Annotated in this window: 10 protein-coding genes; 3 read left to right on the top strand and 7 right to left on the bottom strand. The window is 47.5% G+C overall.

Going from position 1 to position 18,524, the window contains the following annotated elements; genetic code table 11:
• From ACH32G_RS12820 to fabD, 6 genes are all read right to left on the bottom strand, one after another.
• Window positions 1–9,016, bottom strand: a 9,016-nt coding sequence (locus ACH32G_RS12820; RefSeq protein WP_448814414.1) for an SDR family NAD(P)-dependent oxidoreductase, incomplete at its 3' end; no start/stop codon positions are given.
• Between the two features lie 39 nt (window positions 9,017–9,055).
• On the bottom strand, window positions 9,056–9,793 hold the full coding sequence (locus ACH32G_RS12815) for an SDR family oxidoreductase (protein ID WP_049626971.1): 738 nt from the start codon (window positions 9,791–9,793) through the stop codon (window positions 9,056–9,058).
• A 14-nt stretch (window positions 9,794–9,807) separates the two neighbouring features.
• Window positions 9,808–11,178, bottom strand: coding sequence for a long-chain fatty acid--CoA ligase (locus ACH32G_RS12810; protein WP_016939200.1), 1,371 nt, complete (start codon window positions 11,176–11,178; stop codon window positions 9,808–9,810).
• On the bottom strand, window positions 11,175–11,447 hold the full coding sequence (locus ACH32G_RS12805; RefSeq protein ID WP_003153264.1) for an acyl carrier protein: 273 nt from the start codon (window positions 11,445–11,447) through the stop codon (window positions 11,175–11,177). The genes ACH32G_RS12810 and ACH32G_RS12805 overlap by 4 nt, the downstream gene beginning before the upstream one ends.
• Before the next feature lie 24 nt (window positions 11,448–11,471).
• On the bottom strand, window positions 11,472–12,452 hold the full coding sequence (locus ACH32G_RS12800; RefSeq protein WP_016939201.1) for an LnmK family bifunctional acyltransferase/decarboxylase: 981 nt from the start codon (window positions 12,450–12,452) through the stop codon (window positions 11,472–11,474).
• A 39-nt stretch (window positions 12,453–12,491) separates the two neighbouring features.
• A complete protein-coding gene (fabD, locus tag ACH32G_RS12795; RefSeq protein WP_016939202.1) occupies window positions 12,492–14,750 on the bottom strand; it encodes an ACP S-malonyltransferase in 2,259 nt (752 codons plus the stop codon).
• A 711-nt stretch (window positions 14,751–15,461) separates the two neighbouring features.
• Between fabD and loaP the strand changes: the two genes are divergently transcribed.
• The 3 genes from loaP to ACH32G_RS12780 all read left to right on the top strand — a co-directional run bounded on the left by loaP (window position 15,462) and on the right by ACH32G_RS12780 (window position 18,264).
• Window positions 15,462–15,992: an antiterminator LoaP gene (loaP, locus tag ACH32G_RS12790; RefSeq protein WP_003153257.1), complete on the top strand. Its 531-nt coding sequence runs from the start codon at window positions 15,462–15,464 to the stop codon at window positions 15,990–15,992.
• Window positions 15,993–16,356: 364 nt separating this feature from the next.
• Window positions 16,357–17,373: an NADPH dehydrogenase NamA gene (gene namA / locus ACH32G_RS12785; RefSeq protein WP_016939203.1), complete on the top strand. Its 1,017-nt coding sequence runs from the start codon at window positions 16,357–16,359 to the stop codon at window positions 17,371–17,373.
• 114 nt (window positions 17,374–17,487) lie between these two features.
• Complete coding sequence (locus tag ACH32G_RS12780) at window positions 17,488–18,264, top strand: alpha/beta fold hydrolase (RefSeq protein WP_448814413.1); 777 nt, start codon at window positions 17,488–17,490, stop codon at window positions 18,262–18,264.
• Between the two features lie 45 nt (window positions 18,265–18,309).
• On the opposite strand, the gene rpmG is transcribed toward ACH32G_RS12780, so the two are convergent.
• On the bottom strand, window positions 18,310–18,459 hold the full coding sequence (rpmG, locus tag ACH32G_RS12775) for a 50S ribosomal protein L33 (RefSeq protein ID WP_003153246.1): 150 nt from the start codon (window positions 18,457–18,459) through the stop codon (window positions 18,310–18,312).
• Window positions 18,460–18,524: the final 65 nt, after the last annotated feature.

Here is an 18,524-nt window from a genome sequence, read left to right as displayed (position 1 = left end):
CGCCTTCACCCGGCGGTGATTCCTGCCACTTTGGCTGAAGCAAGAGCGGTTTTTCCTCCGTTTCCTCTTCCAGAAAACGGGCGGTGAGTCCCGTCAATCGGACACATACCGCGCCGTTTTCATCACACAGCTCAATATGATAGGCGCCATCCGCTGAGGAAAGCACCGCCCACATCGTCTCACGGCACGCAGAAAACACCTGCATATCCTGCAGGGCAAACGGCAGGAACGGCCGTCCGGACGCGGAACCGTCTGAGAGCACGAGACCGATTGAAGCCTGAAGGGCGGCGTCCAGCATGCTCGGATGCAGGATGAACGGCTCCTTTTCTTCACGGGCGGACGGCGGAAGAGTGAGCTTCGCGAGCACTTCTCCGCTCCCGGCATAGATGGCGTCAAGCGCCTGATGAGACGGTCCGTAGGTAATGCCGAGGCTGTCGAATGCTTCATAGCACTCAGCCTTTGACATGCGCCGGCCGCCGCAGCGCGCCTGAACCGCTTCCACATTGAGTACCGGAGCACGCTCCGTCTCTTCGAGCACGGCCTTTCCCTGGAAAAAGACAAGCGGCTTTTCTCCTTCGGCATACGCTTCAAAAGCGATGTCTCCGTTTTCTTCCGGCTGAAGCTTTACATGAAGCGTCACTCCTTCAGAAAGCGCCGTCACCGGACGGAGCCAAACGATCTGTTTGAGCCGGACACCCGCTTTCCCGCCCGGCAAGTCTTCAGCGGCAAGCGTAACGGCGGCCCGGGCCATTTCCAAAACAGCCGCGCCCGGAAGCACCGGTTTTCCATTGACGATATGATCGGCAAAAAACGGTTCACGCCCTGAAAAAACAGAAGTAAAGCGCTGGGCGGTAAAGGTCGATGTATTCGCATGGAGCAGCGGGTGAAGTCTGGCTGCTTTCTCACTTTCCGCTGAGCCTGTTTTGTCAAGTGACACATCAGCTTTTGTGACCCAATATCGGTCTTTGGCAAAAGGGTAAGCCGGGAGACTGATGCGGCCCGGGTTGCGCTGATAAAGAGCTGACCAATCAACGTCAAGTCCTTTAACCCAAAGGTCAAGCAGCTTTCCGTATTTCCCTTTTTTCAGCCAGGCATTTATGGTAAGCGCCATATCTTCATCAGAAGTGAGCGAAGCCGCCAATGAATGATGTTTGGCTGTCCTGCCCCGCCAGATATGAGCATGTTCGATATTATGATCGTTTGAGAAACTCATAAGCTTCATTTTCAGCTCTTCTATCGACTCGGCCGTAAATGCAAGCCGCTCAGCCATCGGTTCTCTTCCCGCCTGAAGCGTGTAAGCGATCTTGGCCAAATCTCCGTCAGAACGTTTTTTTCTTATGACATCATCCAGAAGCTGGCGGGCGCGCTCTGTCAATTGCTGCTCATTTCGCGCTGATAAAATAATAACAGCCGGTTTTTGCGGAGAAACAGACGCGTTTTCCATTGGTTTCAGGCTGTCAGACGGCACATATTCCTGAATGATGACATGTGCGTTTGAACCTCCTGCTCCAAACGAGGAAATGCCGGCAATTCTCGGGTATTCCTTCATTTCACCCGTGATATTCAAGACAGGTCGTTTCCATTCCGTTTCTTTTTGCTGTACGAAAAACGGAGTGTGCTCAAACTCAATATTCGGATTCAATTCCGCCGCATGCAATGAAGGGGCAATCCTCTTATGTTTCAATTGCAAAAGCAGTTTGGTGATCCCCGCAATCCCGGCAGCGCTTTCTAAATGTCCGATATTTGATTTAATTGAACCGATGGAACAAAACTGCCTGTCTTCTGTTGTCAGGCGAAAAGCTTTTGTTAACCCGTCGATTTCAATCGGATCACCGAGCGCAGTGCCCGTTCCGTGGGCTTCCAAGTAACTGACCGTTCTCGGGTGAATGTCTGTCCGTTTCAACGTCTCTGCGATCAGATCAAACTGCGCTTTCGGATTCGGCACCATATAAGCGTTTGTCCTGCCTGCTGCGTTCAGCATGCTTCCTTTGATAACGCCGTAAATATGATCGCCGTCTTTCTCCGCTTGAGCAAGCGGCTTTAACACAATCGCCCCTACTCCTTCACCGTCAACAAAACCGTCCGCCCTGTCTCCGAAAGATTTGCATTTATCACCGGGAGACAGCATTGAAAAAGCGGACAGCCGCTCATAGTGGGCCGGATCAACGATAAGATTGACTCCGCCGGCAATCGCTGTTTCACTCATTCCGCTCCGCAGGCTTTCTGCAGCGAGATGGACAGCTGTTAAAGAAGAAGAGCATGCTGTATCCACAGCCATACTCGGCCCTTGAAAATTGAACAAAAACGATACTCTGTTTGCGATAGACCAGTCGCTGGGAACTGTCGGGTAATTGCTGTTCATCACACCGACAAAGACTCCGATTTTCCGGCTGTCACAAAGCGCGGCCGGGGTATACCCCGCATCTTCAATGCTTGAATAAGCAGTCTGCAGAAACAACCTTTCCTGCGGATCCATCCTTTCAGCTTCCGCGGGAGATATACGGAAAAACAGCGGATCAAATTTATCAATGTCATCGAGGAAACCGCCCCATTTTGAATAAATGGACCCCCATTTTCCGCGTTCCTCGTTATAAAACGTTTTCCAGTCCCAGCGATCTTTCGGCACTTCAGTAATAGAATGCCTGCCGGCTTTTACATTTTCCCACAGCTCATCAACGTGATCGGCGCCCGGATACCGGCCTGACAGACCGATGACAGCGATATCCTGGATATAGGAATCTCCGTTTGTCCTGCTGCCTTCCTCGTTTTGAGGAATCCTATTTTGTTTTACATTCAGGTTATCTGTGTGATCAGACAGCTGCTCCTCACGCACACCCATCGCTTTCATAAATGCTCCCCGCTGAGAAAGAAGCAGGTAATCCGTGATTTCTTCTATCGTCTGATATTCAAAAAAGAGGGTGCTGGTCATTTGGTCAAACACGTTACGAAAAGCATTTGTGAGCCTGACGACCAGAATAGAATCCAAACCGTATGCGGTTAAGGAAACCGACGGATCCATTCTCCCGCTCGGAATCTTCAGCGTTTTTCCTATTAATTCCGTCAGATATGTGATCCCCCGTTCTCTTACGTTTGGAATCGGCGCGGCGCTTTCTGCGGGAGTCTGCACCCGTCCGGCGTTTTCGGGATGAGCCTGTCCATTCCCGAATTGCCGCTCGAGCGCTTCTTTACGGGAAGACAGAAAGTAATCAGCAAGCTCATCGATGGTTTGATATTCAAAAAACAAAGTGCTGCTGACAGAACCGAAGACGTCTTTTAACGCGTTGGTCAGTCTGACGACCAGTATGGAATCCAATCCGTATGCGGTTAAAGGTTCATGGGATAAAAGGCGATGCGCCGGCACTTTAAGCGCTTCACCGATTAACTTCTTCATCAGTTCAACGCTTTTTTCTCTCAAGCTGAAATGCAAGGTATCATCCGAAAGACCATCTGCGTCATACGGACGGCGCTCCGGTTTTTCTTCTGATGCCTGCGGGAGGGCAAGCCTGACTATTCCGTCACTTTCAGCCGCTATAATCTGCTGGCCTAAGTCGTGTGCGGCTTCAGCCGGAAACAGAGGATGGACGAATCCTTCAAGCGAAAGCGCTTCCGCCCATCCGGCCGGCTCAACCCCCGGACAGCCCGGAATCCGTAAATCATGATCCTCATACAGCCACCAGCCTTCAAGAAGGCCGAACGTCACATGGTTGAATATGGTACGGCTGTTGATCTCATTTATAAACAGCTGGCCGTTTTTTTGCAGCATTGCTTTCGCATGGCGCAGCGCAGAGCGTATATTTTTTGTCGCATGAAGCACATTGGTCGCGATCACTGCGTCATACGTGCCGATGTCCGGCGCTTCTGTTGATACCGGCTCCTCAGCGTTGAATATTTTATAAGTGACATAAGGATATTCCGGACCGAATATGTCTTCTGCATGTAAAAGAAATGCTTTAGAAATATCCGTGAAACAATATTCGGCAATATGCGCTTCATACGGTTTCAATTTTCTCATGACCGCGGCGCTCGTCCCGCCCGTTCCGGCTCCGATTTCTAAAATGCGGATTTTCGCCTGCGGGTCTTTTTCCAGACGTTCCCGCAAAACTGCAATCAATGTGTCAGCAAGCTTGTCATTGAAAAAATCAGAAATGATATTATTGCGGTAAATGCCTTCCACAAGACGGAAGGAGGAGTCAGGGAACATCACTTCGGTTGCTGGAAGCTTACCGGTTAAAATGTCTGGAAGCACACGCAATGTCTCTTCTGCCAATCTGACATGGGCCCTCATGTCTTTCTGGCGCAGCCAAGTCTCTTTTTTCCGCTCCCATTCCTCCCACACCTGCCCTAAATCCGTTTTTTCCGGAGCAAGCGCTAATTCAGTCAGGAAGACAAAGCTCTCTTTCAGCCATCTGCTGTATTGTTCCGTTATGCCGGCAGCCGATTGAAATAACGGCAAAGTCTCATCAAGCCTTGCGCCCATCTCATAAAGGGTTGATACAAGCATTTTTTCGATGAGGGACTCCATCTCTCTCATGCAGCTCATTACACTTGATGCTTTTAACCTCTCAGCTTCGTCATTCTGCGTGATGTTACCCGCTAATTGTCCGAGTGCGGGAGGAATCTTTTCCGGATAAACCGTTACTTGTTCTTTCAGATCGTCTTTCATAAAAACCGGATCTGTCATTTTGATCATCGCCAACTGGTCATGAGGTCCGGAAAGCAGGGTTTCCAGCGTTTTCATCGCTTCGGGCGCCTCAATAGAAGCGATGCCGTCCCGCTCCATCCGTTTCCGGTATTGTTCTGAAGCCACGACGCCGACACTTCCCCAATAACCCCAATTGACAACTTTTACGGCATACGGCGCTTTTTGTGAGATCCGCTTAGCAAAAGCGTCTTTAAACGTGCACCCGGCGGCATAATTGCTCTGTCCCGGCGCTTTTTGAAACGACATCATCGAAGAGAAAAACAACAAGAAATCCAGCGGTTCCCCTTCAGCTACCCGGGCAATCTGCAAGCTGACATCAGTTTTTGCAGAAAGTGAAGCGCGGAACTGATCCTCTTCCATATTGGCAAAGCTTCTGTCTGATAACACGATGGCGGAATGAATGATTCCGAGGACCTGTCCATTTTCCTTCACAATGGTGTCATACGCCCGATTGAGAGAATCATAATCCGCAGCATCCGCGCTGAAATATTGCGGTGCGGGACCTAAAGCCGCAAGTCTTTTCAGCTTTCTTTCAATCTGTGTATCTTTTTTCCGTCTCCCGATCCAGACAATTTTCGCCTGATAGGTCTGAATCATATATTCAGTCCATACTTCTCCTATTCCGCCTGCTCCGCCGATTATCACATAAACCCCGCCGTGCCGGTATAACGAAGGCTCATCTGCATGAGGCTGGCAGACGGCCAATTGCTGGCGGTGCCACTGACCTGCACGAAAGACCCACGGATTTCCCTCGGGGTCCGCCGGTAAAGAAAAGACATCGGGAAGATGCCGGTCTCCCCTTTGAGATTCCAAATCAAGAGGCCGGATGCTCCAATTGGTGTATTCTTTTGCGAGCGATCCCGCTAATCCGTGTATGCTTGCATGAAGCGGATTGACCTCATCATGTTCATGAATCGGCTGTGCTTGAAACGTGCAGATTGTCAATGATAGTGGTTCCGTGTCAAAATTCAGAAGCAGAAGCGCTTTTACCAGCCGGAAAAGCTGCATGACCCCGTGCTCCTGTCCGCCGGCCGTATCCGCATCATAAACGGATGGAATGGGATGATCCGGTGCCGCCCATATCATGTGTTGAAAAGAGCCTTGCGCTTTCAGTGTTTCAGCCATTTGTTCCGCGCTGTCCAAAGAAGTGATGTCCGGAAAACGGACATCGGAATACATCTCTTTCAAAGCCTGCTGAAAATCCGGCCCGGCCCCGATGACGATTATTTTTTCTTCACGCATGAAAGACATGCCGGTTTCCGGAATGGTGACGGTGTTCCAAACCGGTGTCATAAGCAATTCTGTTTCACGGCTTTTCTTCGGTGTGGCGCCGGCTTTTTGGTTAAACCCGGCGCTTTCCTGCACCTCTTTTATGATAAAATCTTTCACTGCCGCCAACAGCACGCCGCGCTCATCACAAATATGCAGATCAAATTGGTGAACGGAGGCCGCTTTTACCTCCGCATGCACAAATACGGTTTTCGCTAACGGTTCAAGCAGCTGTATTTCTCCGAAGGAAAACGGTACGATAAGCGCAGGCTCTTTTTGAAATTGCAGCACATGCGCCATTGCAGTTTGAACAGCGCCATCCATTAAGGACGGATGTAGGATGTACTGTTTAAAATCGGCTTCCAAGTGTGACGGGAGCGTTAATTTGGCCAGTGCTTTCCTTTCTGTATAAGAGAATTCGCGGATGACCTGAAAACTGTCCTTTTGCACGATTCCCGCCTCAGAGAACGAGTGATAGATGTCTTTCGGCTCCGTTCTCTGCGCAAATGGCGCCGGGAGCTGAAAGACCGGGGCCTCAAAAGGCGCTCCTTTTTCTTTACAAATCACTTCTCCTTGCGAAAAGAGGGTGCCGTCCGCTCCTTTTTCTTTAATGACATAGCTTATACGCTCTTTTTCTGCTTCAAACTCTATCATGACGGATGTTGGGTCTGTCCCTGTCACAATCGGCTCCATGTACCACACACTTTGAAGAGAGACGACCGGGCGTTCTCCCCACAATCCCGCGCCGTATGCCGCCATTTCCAGATGACAGACTCCGGGAAGCACATATTTTTCGTTCACTAAATGATCTTTAAAGAAATATTCATCCTTGGAAAATATCTTTTGAAACGTCCCTTTCCGGGCGGATGAAACATTCTCATCAAGCAGAGGATGCAGCGCCTCACGCCTTTTGGTATTTTGGGGCTTTTTTGTATACCGCTTTTTTTGATCGGTCAGCCAGGACGTTTCCTTTAAAAACGGATACGTAGGAAGCGGAACTTTCTGATACGGCGTTTCCGGCTTTTTGCAATCTTGAAAGCCTTTCACCCACAGCGCGGCAAATTTCTCAGGATCTGAAACGGATTGGCCTGAAACGTCCGGCCGCCCAGGTGACGCTTTTCCGAAGTAAATATGACTTCCTTCTCCGTGACCGCTTACAAATCCATTCAATCGCTGTTTCAGCTCTGAAAGGGATGATGCAATGACAGCAAGCCGGAAGGAGAAAGGCTCTCTGCCTGACAATAGGGTGGCAGCGATATTTTCCAGGCTGTATCCGCCGGCAGAAGGCGGGTTTTCCAATCGGGCAAGAAAGGAGCTCAATTTTCCGGCATATTCTTTCAGCTGCTGTTCGGAATGTGCGCTTAGTACGACGGCATGCGGTTTTTGCTCAGTATTCCCGTCCGCTTGCCGTTTTGGCTGATAAGCACCTACGATCAGATGGGCATTAGAGCCTCCTGCGCCGAATGAACTGATTGCGGCGATTCTCGGTTTATCTCCTTCAGCCGGCCACGGCCGATTGTTTCGGACGACATAAAATGGCGAATCAGAAAAAGAAATCTTGCGGTTCAGTTCCTCGGCGTGCAGACTGGCGGGAAGCGTTTCATGTTTCATGCTTAAAAGCACCTTGATTAAACCGGCGATCCCTGCAGCCGCTTCCAAATGTCCGATATTGGATTTCACCGAGCCGATTCCGCAGTCATTTTTCTCATCGGTCTGTTTCTCAAATGCCATAGACAGACCGCGTATCTCAATCGGATCGCCGAGTGCCGTGCCGGTACCGTGAGCTTCAATGTAGCTGATATCCGCCGGACTTACCGCGGCTCTGTTTATAGCGGATAAAATCAGGTCCCGGTGCGCTTCCGGATTCGGCACCGTATACCCGGTCGTTTTGCCGCCGTGATTAGTGGCGGACCCCTTAATGACACCGTAGATGTGGTCGTTGTCCGCAATCGCTTTTTTCAATGGTTTTAACAAAACGGCTCCCGCGCCTTCACCGGGCACGTAACCGTCTCCGCCTTCACCGAAGCTGCGGCATTTTCCTTCAGAAGACAGAAAATGCGATTGGCTTAAAAACATGTATTTTTGCGGGTGTAAGCTGAGGTTGACGCCTCCGGCAAGCGCCATTTCACAGTCGCCCGACATAATGGCCTGACAAGCCTGATGGACGGCGACAAGCGATGAAGAACACGCCGTATCAACAGCGATGCTCGGCCCATGGAGATCAAGGAAATAAGAAACCCGGTTCGGAATGCCCCAATATAAGGAGCCGGGGCCTTTATACTGATCTTTGAGAAAACCTTCTTCGTGTGCAATTAATGAATATTCGTTCCAGGTCACTCCGGCGAATACACCGATTTGATCCGTCGGCCTAGCCGCCGGGTTCCCGTAACCGGCATCCTCCATCGCTTCCCAGCAGCACGTGACATACAATTTTTGCTGAGGGTCCATTAAATCAGCTTCCCACGGGGAAACAGAAAAAAACAGCGGGTCAAATCGATCCGGACGATCAATAAAACCTCCCCATTTACTATATGACGCGTATTCTGCTGTTTTCTCTTCCGAGTAATAAGAGCTGTCCCATCTGTCCTCAGGGATTTCGGAGACACAATCTTTATTTTCCATTAAATTGTTCCAAAAATCATGCTGGTTTTCCGCTTTCGGAAACATCCCGCTCATTCCGATAACCGCAATATCAGAGCTCCTGTCCGTTCCCGGTTCAGGCACCTTTTCAGCCGCCTGTACAGGAAGCAATTCTTCTTCCAGCCGGCTTCCCGTATCAGGCTCCGTTTCTTTGAATTCAAGAACGCTTTCGGGATTTCGTTTCTGCGCACTTAAAAACTCACTCAATTTCTCAATGTTCGGATATTCAAACAGCAGCGTTTCAGAAAGGCCGGTAAATTCTTTATGCAATATGGTCATGATTTCTTCACTGATGAGAGACGTCACGCCAAGAGTAAAAAAAGCGGTTTTATCTTCTGCTTCGGTCACCTCGGCACCCAGCTTTTGCGCTATTACCGTTCTTAAAAATTCGTTAATACATTTCATGAGGATACCATCCCTTGTACAAAAGAATTTTTCTGTGCTTTAACAAGTTAATCCGCCGTCAATTGCCATTGTCTGTCCGGTCATAAAGGACGATTCAGGAGAAAGCAGGAAACGAACGAGTCCGGTCATATCGTCTGTTTCGCCTAAACGCCCCATCGGCGTCCTTCTGATAATTTGCGATTTTTGTTTTTCCGGCATATTTTTCGTCATATCGGTGTCCACAAAACCGGGCGCAAGTGAATTGACACGGATTCCTTTGGACCCGAGCTCCCTGGCCAGGCTTCGCGTCAAGCCGTCAAGAGCCGCTTTGGATGCGCTGTAGACAGAAGTGCCTTTAAATCCTCTTGAGCCGATAATGGAGCTTATGTTAACGATTGATCCGGAATTTTGTTTCAGCATGACCCGGGAAACGTTTCGGGTCAGCTTGATGACTGAACCGATATTCAGATTGAGGATGCGGTCAATGTCATCATCATTTGTCAGGGGCAGCAGCTGATCAAGGTTCAAACCGGCGTTATTGACCAAGCCGTCTATTCTGGAAAACTTGCGGTATACTTGAAGAACAAACTGTTTCATGGCGGCATCATCCGCCGCATCCGCCGCTTCCCAATAAAAGCGGCCGCGGTACTTTTCACTCTCTCTCAATGTGTTAATAAAATCAGATTCACTGCGGCTGAAAGCGGCTACTTTGTAATCCTCATCCAAAAGCGCCTGTACAATCGCTTTTCCGAGCCCCCGGCTTCCTCCGCTGACGACCGCTACTTTTCCGTTATTCATATGTACCTCCTGTTTTACACGTTTCTTATTTTTTTAAATCGGTCATTAGACAGTTTCCGATCTGTAACAGAAATGATCTGCGGTATCTGATATGGCTGCAGCTTCTGTCTGCAATGAGCTACGGCCCGCTTTCTGAAAGATTTGATATCTTCCTCTTTTTCAAGCACGGCCTCTGCCGCGACAATCTCGCCCGTAATCGGATTTTTTCGGCCCGTTATGAGCACATCCCGGACATTCGGTATCTCCAGAAAAACGCTTTCCACCTCTGCCGGAAACACTTTCTCTCCGCCCACATTAATAATTTCACTCTTTCTTCCGAGAATTCTTATATATTCGCCGTCTGTTTCCACCTGGTCACCGGTGTCGTACCAGCCGTCTTCATCGAAAGGTGACGGTGCATTTAAATAGCCGAGCATCGCCGACTCAGAACGGACCCAAAGCGTGCCTCCGGTAATTTTGGTCTCTGTTCCGGCACCGCCTACTTTCATCCAAGTGGATTGGCTGTCTTTTGATTTCGTTGAGAATATACCCAGTTCAGTTAATCCGTATGTTTGTTTCAGCCGTACCCCCGGAAACAGCCGGTGAATGCCGCGCAGCGTTGATTGGGGCATCGGTTCTGTGCCGTAAGTGATCAGCTGGAGTGAAGAGAGGTTATAGCCGGAGCCGGCATCCGCCTTGGACATCAGCAGCATGTTTAAAAAGGTCGGGGTGGCGGGGAGTACTTGGACAGCATGTTTGTCGACCGCCCGATAAACGGACTCCGGCGTTCTGCTGTCTGATGTGACGATTGTTCCCCCGTTAAACAGAATCGCAAACAGCGTATTAATGCCGCCTATATGATCCAATTTCAGAAAAATGAGTGTACGCAGCGGTTTTCTTTTCGCCGTTTTGTATTTTTCAAGCAGCCGGCCGGCGCTTAACACGGATGCTTTGCTTTTGCCGGAGGTTCCCGATGTGAAAATAATAATGCCTGACTCTCCTCTCTCTCGCAGGTCATCAAGCAGAGGGTGAGAGGCGCTTTTAGAACCTTCACGAAGCGTCCAGCTGTCATTTTCATTTATTTCAATGATTTGATTCACTTTCGCGTCTTCAAACATATCGAGATGCTTTTCCCTTGATTCATTGCTGAGAGGGACAACGATATTTCGGTTTAACAGAAGCGCCATCAGCAAAAAAATGGCGTTCGGGGAATAATCCCCGATAAGCGCCACACATTCTCCTTCACGTATTCCGTTTTGTTCAAGTTCTTTCTGAAAAAAGCTGATTCGTGTCAGCAAATCATCATACGTAAAAGTCTGCCCTTTAAAAATGAGAAACTCACTGTCTTGCGTTTCCCTAAGCTTATCAGTCACCCAGCTGATATCTCCCCCGCTTTCTGTTATCATGATTGAGCACTGTCCATATATTTTTGATAAATATCACAAATGCTGCCGACGGTTGTAATGCTGGAAATTGTTTCTCCTTGGGAAAAAGGATCTACTCCGGTTTCCATCTCCATCTGTGCGACTAATTGAGCGATATCCAGTGATGAGAAGCCCAGATCCTCTATGACTCTCACATCATCTCCCGCTTCGACGGCCCGATATGACTGCTGTTCTTGAATGTCCTGGATGATTTGAGCGATGATCTGCTTCATTTCCTTGGTTTGTTCCATTTGCTTTCAGCTCCATTCTTCATTTTATAAACTTCTGATGACCCGTTTATAATCCGGAATATGATCTTGTGAAGAGGTCGGCACCGCCAGCAGCTTATCCACCTTGGAAATGGCCAGCAATGTATGATTTCTTTTCATATAGACTTCAATCTGATAGCTGATTTTCGCCACTGAGATCATACCGAGGGAATCACCGTGAAAGTCGGGATCGCATTCTTCAATGTGTCCCGTCATATAAATATCAAGCTCTTCATCTGCAAAACAATTTCCGTAATAATACGTCTCTCTCTCAAGCAGAAATAAATGCCGCGCGATTGAAACCGGAAAACCCGGCTTCGACCGGCGCGTCATCCATTCAAATTCCGCCGCATCCATTATCTTGCTGAATTTCGCAAACACCATGGCATGCCCCGGCGCAGCATCCTGATCAACAGGAACCCGATATGAAACGGGGTCTGCTGTTTTGAGGTTGCCCGGCTTCATACCGAAAGCATCCGTTCTGATTTTCTTTGACCGCATCAGCGCGTAAGGCGGCTTGGCTAGCTTAGAAAGTTCCGCAATGCATTCAGCCTTAGGCGCTGAGACTTTGCGGGTCGAACCTTCTGTTTGTGTGACGTCGACGACAATTAAACTATTGGCTTTCATAGAAGGAAACCGCCCGCGGTCCCACTCGCTTTTATCAGTGCTGACCGCTCCTTTCGGCCCAAACAAATAATCAGATTCTAATATGGTTTCTCCAAACCGGGAGATATCGACTCCGACGGAAACCTCGTCCCATAATCGGTACTGATCAAGAGGCTTATCTGAAGGAACTTTGAGATGTGTCATAAAATAAGCCGGATACAAAATCAGCCCTTGGTGATCGGCCATCTGATCAGGCCGGAATCCCGTTCCGTCCGTTAAATGGTGACTGTGTGCGTTGCCGAATAACAGCAGCAGCGCGTACTCATTCAAATTCCCTAACCCGACATGGCTCATCGTTAATTCATGATTTTCAATCAGCATGGTAGTCCTCCGCAGAAAAAATGTAATGTCCGGTCATACTCAGCCTGTAATCGATACCAGCCGTTGCGCAAGAAGACCGGCTGTTTCTTCCATGAGCTGTTTGCCGATCAGATCGACATGCCTGTTTCTCCAATTTTCAAGCGGGGTTCCTTTCACCCATTGATTAAATGCGCCGAGTGCAGGGCCGCAATGAATTTGGTAATCTATTTTACTTTCGCTTTTTCCTTCCAGAGCGAGCCTCGTCGTATGGGAAAAATACCATTTAAATACCATCGCCATTTTGTGTTTCGGATTCTGTTCGGCTTTGGCGATCTGTTCAGGAGATTTATCATGTTTCAACTGCTCATACACTTCTTCAAAACTGCGCTGGAAATACTTATCTTCAATTAATGTTTTCGTTTTTTCATCTATTTCATCTAAAGAATTGTATTGTCTGTACAAGTCAAAGAGTTTATTGGCTCTGGCCGGGAAAAACAGGCCTTTTTTCAGCACCTGCACCCTTGCTCCCGCTTCAAACATATCTCCCGCGGGAGCATATGACGTATCCTGCACGTTCGCTTCCTGAAGCAGATCTTTCACTGAATCGCTTGTCCCGGCTTCGACCGTGCATTGATTAATAGAACCGGTTCCGATAAATTCGGCGCCGAGCAGAAACGCGGCAGCAGCAGCTTCCGGAGTGCCGATGCCGCCGGCTGCGCCGATTCTTACTTTTTTCGCATAACCGTGCTTCTCCATCATGCGGTCTCTGAGTCTGATCATGGCAGGCATTAAAGTATACGGAATCCCTTGGTCGGTATGCCCTCCTGAATCTGCTTCAACGCAAATGTCATCAGCCATCGGAATTTCTTTTGCAAGCGCCGCTTCCCCGGCTGTCAGCCGATTGTCAGACACAAGTCTTTCCAGCATATGAGCCGGAGCCGGATTCAGAAAGGCCTCAGCGACTTCAGGCCGGGATACTTTCGCGATGATTCTGTTTTGAACTGACACCGATCCGTCATGATTCCTGCTTAATCCCTTTGCCCTGTATATAACGAGAGCGGGGGTTATGCCCATAAATGCCGATGCTTCAATAAGATGAATGCCGTTTTTCAAATATAAATCTATCATTCTGACTTCCTTGTCAGGTGACATCATATGATGAAGAAGGTTCATTCCGAATGTTTCCCCTTGCCGCAGTGCAGACCGGATGGTTCCGATGGCCTGTCCGATCCGTTCGATACTCAATCCGCCTGTTCCGTAAAAGCCCAGCATTCCCGCTTTTGCCGCTTTAATGACCATCTGTTCCGAAGCAATTCCCCTGTACATGGAGCCCGTCATGTAAGCATATTGGATGTTATGATCTTTTTTAAAATCTTCGTTCCCTAATCTCATTCCCGCCGTTTTTTGTGAATCAGCTGCCGCACTTGTAACATCAGCAATATCAGACTCTTCTTTCGGCATAGGTAATGGGACGGCATCTTTTTTAATCTGCCGCGTCAGTTTTGTCAGCACTTCCCCGGGCCCGACTTCTGTAATTTCATTATTTTCAAGTCCCATCAGACGGCGTATCGTGTCCGTCCACTTTACCTGATTGGTCATTTGCAAAGTCAGATTTGTTTTGATTTCATCATTCTTATAAGGTGCGGCATGAAGATTTGAGATCACCGGAAAACGAAGAGGCAAAAACGCCGTTTCTTCTAAATAATCCGCAAACTCTTTTTCAGCATCTTTCATATAGCGGGAATGGAAAGCGCCGCTCACATTTAAAGGAAGGTACATTCTCACGCCGGCTTTTTCAAAGACGGGGCGCGCTTTTTCAATGTCTTGTTTCGTTCCGGCGATCACAATTTGCAAAGGTGAATTATGGTTAGCGATATCAATGCCGGTCAGATGATAATCGGATAAAACATCTTTTACTTGTTCAGCCGTAAACCCCAAAACCGCCGCCATGCCTCCGGGAGCTGCCTTGCTCATGAGCTCCCCTCTTTTTTTTACAAGCTGCAAACCGGTCTCAAAATCAAAGCAGCCGGCCGCAAATAACGCATTATATTCTCCTAAACTGTGCCCTGCGGCGTAATCAGGCTCTCTGCCGGACTCTTTCATTTTCTTTAAATAACTGAGTGCACTCACCGTATATAACGCCGGCTGGGTAAATTGCGTTTTCCCCAGCTGGTGATTCGGATCCTCCAGGCACAATTCTTCTATAGAGTAGCCTAATATGTCATCAGCCTGACGTGTCAGATCTTGAAATTCATCAAACAGTCCGCCTCCCATTCCTTTAAATTGAGAACCCTGCCCCGGGAAAACAAACGTAAGCATCTCATCCTCATCCTTTCCGCATCGTCAATTTTGCACACCACATGTGGTTCTCAATACAAAAACGTCTCTTATCTCATATATTGACTGGTGTAAACACCGGCATAAAAATAAAAACACAAACGCGTTTGCGATTCAGCACAGGTTTAAAAATCGCAAACGCATTGTGTTTTCCTTTTCTAACATAATTTACATAAAAACATATTGCTTGTTTACTGAATGTTTCTCATGACAAGCTGCAGTGCCAATATGCCCGAAAACAGCCGTGACGGCACACTTCTCCCTTATCATGTATATGTAGATATATACACTACAATCATTTTTATAATCCCTATTTCCTCTTCAACGTGCCGAAACAGCGATTGAAATTTAATAGGTGCTTTACTTTAATTTAATAAATTTAACAAATAGTTGCTATTTAAAGAGAATAATATCAATTTATAGATAATAATGTCAAGGGGTTTTTTCTTTATTTTCTGACATTTATTTCACAGTTTTATGTTCGGTGGATAAAATGTCAGATAATTCTCTGAACCCTTTTCATGTCAAAGAAAATTCATCGCTTCTCTGTCAATTGGGTCTATACTTATTTTTCATTTTCATATATTATGTAAAAAAAAGACGAAATAGAAAATTTTTTAATCATTTTAAATATTATCCATTAAATACTTTCTTTGTATAATAATTTCTTATTATTCTAAGGAGGATCCAGTCATGAAATGGTACGCACTTTTTGTAGAGTCGGGAAAAGAAGAAGCAGTGCAAAAATTTCTGCGTCTGCAGTTTGATGAGCAGGCTCTCTACTCAATCATACCCAAGAAAAAAGTCACAGAACGAAAAGCCGGAATCAAATACGAGGCACTCAAAAAAATGTTTCCGGGATATGTGCTGTTTAAAACAAAGATGACAGAGCGGACATTTCATAAAATCAAAGAACTCCCCATTTCATGCAGAATCGTGAATAACGGCGCATATTATTCCAAAGAGCGTAAAACCTATTTCACGACAATTAAGGATGAAGAAATCCTCCCTATTATCAGGCTGATCGGAGAAGGAGACACTGTAGATTATTCAAAAGTCTATATTGAAAATTCAAAAGTAACCGTTGCCTCAGGGCCTCTTAAAGGAATGGAAGGCATTATTAAAAAGATCGATAAAAGAAAAAGACGCGCCAAAATCTGCCTGTCTTTTATGGGACTGGACAAAATGGTCAACGTCGGAATTGAAGTGCTCTCCAAACCCTAGCATTTCAAAAAAAGCATCAACAGCATGTGCCGTTGATGCCCTTTTTATATAAACAGACGAAAGCCCGACATCAAAATAACCCCGCTCACCACTGTCACGGTCAGACTTTTTGTTTTCAAGGCAGTATTTTCATCCTGACAATCTGGTTCAAAGGACGCCACGCAGTCATCGGTGCGTTTCTCATCTATATTTGCTAAATGATCGGCTGTAAATGCCTGTTATGAAGATACGGCCCCGATGTGTATAAGAAAAATGCCCGTTCAGAACAATAAGAACGATGTGTTCAGCTGTGAGCAGTTTATATGACTGGATGATCATGAGTTGTTATAATCAATGTCTAAAAACATTCCGGGAGGCGAAATAAATGGCCAGAAAATTATTTACACCATGGACCGTTAAAGATGTAACGATCAAAAACCGTATTGTTATGGCACCGATGTGCATGTATTCCTCACATGAGAAGGACGGAAAACTGCAGCCTTTTCATATGGCGCACTACATATCGCGTGCAATCGGTCAGGTCGGTCTGATTATCGTTGAAGCGACAGCCGTTAATCCGCAGGGACGTATTACCGATCAGGATTTGGGCATTTGGAGCGACGATCATATCGAAGGCTTTGCCAAACTGACAGAACAGGTGAAAGCGCAAGGGTCTAAAATCGGCATTCAGCTCGCGCACGCGGGACGTAAAGCAGAGCTTGACGGAGAAATTTACGCTCCTTCAGCCATTCCGTTCGATGAGCAGTCCAAAACACCGGCTGAAATGACGATAGAACAAATTAAAGAAACCATTCAGGAATTCAAACAGGCCGCGGCGCGTGCGAAAAAAGCCGGCTTTGACATTATCGAGCTTCATGCGGCACACGGCTACTTAATGCACGAATTTTTGTCACCGCTGTCCAATCACCGTACAGATGAATACGGCGGCTCACATGAAAACCGCTACCGCTTCTTAGGCGAGACCATTGAAGCCGTCAAGGAAGTCTGGGACGGACCGCTATTTGTCCGTGTTTCCGCATCTGATTATACTGATAAGGGTCTGGACATTGCCGATCATATCGGCTTTGCGAAGTGGATGAAGGAGCAGGGAGTCGACTTGATTGATTGCAGCTCAGGCGCACTCGTTCAAGCTGATATTAACGTCTTCCCCGGCTATCAAGTGAGCTTTGCGGAGAAAATCCGTGAGCAGGCCGAAATCGCAACAGGCGCCGTCGGTTTGATAACGACAGGGACAATGGCTGAAGAAATTCTGCAAAACAACCGCGCTGACCTTATTTTTGTCGCGAGAGAACTTCTGCGCGATCCGCATTTTGCAAGAAGTGCAGCGAAGCAGCTGAATACTGAAATACCGTCGCCGGTTCAATACGACAGAGCATGGTGACAGAAGAGACAGCCGGAATTTTTATCATCGGCTGTCTCTTTTTTTATTTTTTGAGAAACGATCGCCGAAGCATCTCCGTCTTCCTTATAGAACCAATTAGAGGGGATGACTCCAATGAAAGCAGCATGGATGGAAAGGACATACCTGATTGACGGCTGTCCGTTTTATACAAAACACCGTAAAGGTGCCGGCGAAGTGACGATCGTCTTTGAAGCCGGCTGCGGCACTTCTTCTGAAACATGGACACCATTACTCACTGACATAGATGAAGAATTTGGGGTTTTCACATATGACAGAGCCGGAATCGGCAAAAGCGGCCAAAGCAGAAACAAGCGAACGGCAGATCACATGGTACAGGAATTAAACGCCCTTCTGCTGAAGGCGGGCGTCAAGCCTCCTTACCTTGTCGTCTCGCATTCATACGGCACGATTATCAGCAGACTTTGGGCGAGCCGAAACCGTCGGGATATTCTCGGGATGGTTCTCCTTGACCCGGTTTCTGAAGATCAGGAGACGAAAGTGCTTCCGCTTCTTCCCGAAGAAATGAAAGCCGCCTATTTGAAACAGTTCAAATTGGAAGGATCACACGCGGAATTTTTGACGAGCCTTCGGCAGATCAAGCACCAGCAGATTCATTTTAACGATATGCCGCTGTTGATTTTATCATCCGGAGAGCGGGATGAGCGCTTAAAGCCCGCTCATGAAGAATGGATGAAACTGCACAGAAGCATGCTTGATGTCTCTTATCAAAGCGGATGGATTCAGGCCAAAAACAGTTCTCATGCCATTCACCACGATGAACCGCATATCGTCCACCTTGCCATTTATGATGTTTGGTGTGCGGCGCGCAAGCAAATGAATGCTCCGGCCTATCAGGCGGTAAACTCATAAAACAAAAGCCATTGTGCCTGAGCACAATGGCTTTTTTATCGTGATCTACTTCGTCTCACGATGTAAAGTATACTTTTTCAACCGGGGTGAATACTTTTTCATTTCCAATCGATCCGGATTCGTCCGTTTGTTCTTCGTCGTGATATAGTTTCTGTCCCCTGTCTCTGTGCAGGCCAATGTTACATTCACACGCATCATTTTCACCTCTCGATCAAATCGTAATTATTCCGTTTTATTATATACCCTCAAATCAATATGTC

This window comes from Bacillus sp. CIS52, from assembly GCF_053545315.1.
The sequence above is the reverse complement of the archived record's forward strand: the minus strand, read 5'-3'. Positions and strand labels throughout refer to the sequence as shown.

Coding starts and splice junctions, on each gene's coding strand:
- ACH32G_RS12815 (WP_049626971.1), bottom strand. CDS start 9,793: ATGAATAACGGAAAAGTAGCGGTCGTCAGCGGAGGAAGCCGGGGGCTC.
- ACH32G_RS12810 (WP_016939200.1), bottom strand. CDS start 11,178: ATGATAACAGAAAGCGGGGGAGATATCAGCTGGGTGACTGATAAGCTT.
- ACH32G_RS12805 (WP_003153264.1), bottom strand. CDS start 11,447: ATGGAACAAACCAAGGAAATGAAGCAGATCATCGCTCAAATCATCCAG.
- ACH32G_RS12800 (WP_016939201.1), bottom strand. CDS start 12,452: ATGCTGATTGAAAATCATGAATTAACGATGAGCCATGTCGGGTTAGGG.
- fabD (WP_016939202.1), bottom strand. CDS start 14,750: ATGCTTACGTTTGTTTTCCCGGGGCAGGGTTCTCAATTTAAAGGAATG.
- loaP (WP_003153257.1), top strand. CDS start 15,462: ATGAAATGGTACGCACTTTTTGTAGAGTCGGGAAAAGAAGAAGCAGTG.
- namA (WP_016939203.1), top strand. CDS start 16,357: ATGGCCAGAAAATTATTTACACCATGGACCGTTAAAGATGTAACGATC.
- ACH32G_RS12780 (WP_448814413.1), top strand. CDS start 17,488: ATGAAAGCAGCATGGATGGAAAGGACATACCTGATTGACGGCTGTCCG.
- rpmG (WP_003153246.1), bottom strand. CDS start 18,459: ATGCGTGTGAATGTAACATTGGCCTGCACAGAGACAGGGGACAGAAAC.